Origin of the sequence: Actinosynnema sp. NPDC002837 (assembly GCF_040295345.1) — a bacterium.
Classification (GTDB): Bacteria; Actinomycetota; Actinomycetes; order Mycobacteriales; family Pseudonocardiaceae; genus Actinosynnema.
The window spans coordinates 1-1,124 of the sequence record NZ_JBEOVG010000222.1; the positions used below are offsets into that span (position 1 = coordinate 1).

Annotated in this window: 2 protein-coding genes; both read left to right on the plus strand. The window is 35.8% G+C overall.

The annotated features are described in order from the left end of the window. A partial coding sequence (locus tag ABTZ99_RS45010) for a RepB family plasmid replication initiator protein (protein ID WP_499619294.1) occupies positions 1 to 845 on the plus strand: 845 nt, incomplete at its 5' end. Beyond that, positions 845 to 1,124 (plus strand): hypothetical protein (locus ABTZ99_RS45015; protein WP_499619295.1); only part of this gene is annotated, 280 nt, incomplete at its 3' end. The genes ABTZ99_RS45010 and ABTZ99_RS45015, both read left to right, overlap by 1 nt.

Consider the following 1,124-nt stretch of genomic DNA (forward strand, 5'->3'; position numbering starts at 1 on the left):
AAAAAAAAGAACATGGGTTTGAGTTTGAAAATATCGTCCCTATTCCCTATGTAAAGTGGACCGATTATCATGATGAAGTTACTATTCGATTTAGTCCTGAAATCATGCCTTATCTAATCAATCTTAAAAAGAATTTCACACAACATGCCTTGTCCGATATTTCAGAACTCAATAGTAAATATTCTATCATCTTGTATCGTTGGTTATCCATGAATTATAACCAATACGAGCATTATAGTTATAAGGGTGGACGGAGAGAAGAACAAGTGGAAGCCTACCGCAATCCTTCAATTTCAATCCGAGAATTACGAGAAATGACGGACACGGTCAATGAATACAAATTATTCACTAACTTTAGCAAGAAAGTTTTAGATAAACCCCTTGAAGAAATCAATGATCGGACCTCATTTAATATTGCCTATGAGAAAGTGAAAAAAGGTAAAAGCATTGATTCTATTGTCTTTCATATCACGAAAAAACGTCGAGCAGACGATAACAGCTACAAGTTGGAAGATAAAGTCTACCAAGAAGATAAAGCACGTAAAGCAGAAACCGAAGACATGCTGACGGTACAAGCCCTAAAAAGTCCGTATACCAAGCTGCTTATGGAACATTTCTTATTGTCTTATCTAGACTTGACGGATACTAAAATTCTTTCAGGCTTACAAGCACACGTGTACCCTCTCTATGACGAACTGAAAGACTTACGAGGTTTGAATGGGGTCAAAGACCACTTGTCTTATGTGAGAGCCAAGCGAGAAGACTACTCAAAGAAAAATATCACTAAGTATCTCAAAAAAGCAATCGAGCAATACCTACCCACGGTTAAAAGGCAGGACTTATGATGAGTGAAAAGTTAAAGACAATCAAAGAGCTTGCGGATGAAATAGGTGTTTCAAAGCAAGCTGTATGGCAAAAAATAAAAAAAGAATCGTCAATAGATTTACGTCAATTTACGTCAAAAAAAGGAAATACCGTTTACGTTGACGTTGATGGTCAAAAAGTTATTAAGAATGCTTTTTTTAACAAAACGTCAACTAAAAAACGTCAACAAAAAGTTTTTGTTGACGACAACGTGGATAATTCAGTTGATGACAATCCAGAGGGGAATGAAGAGATTTTAT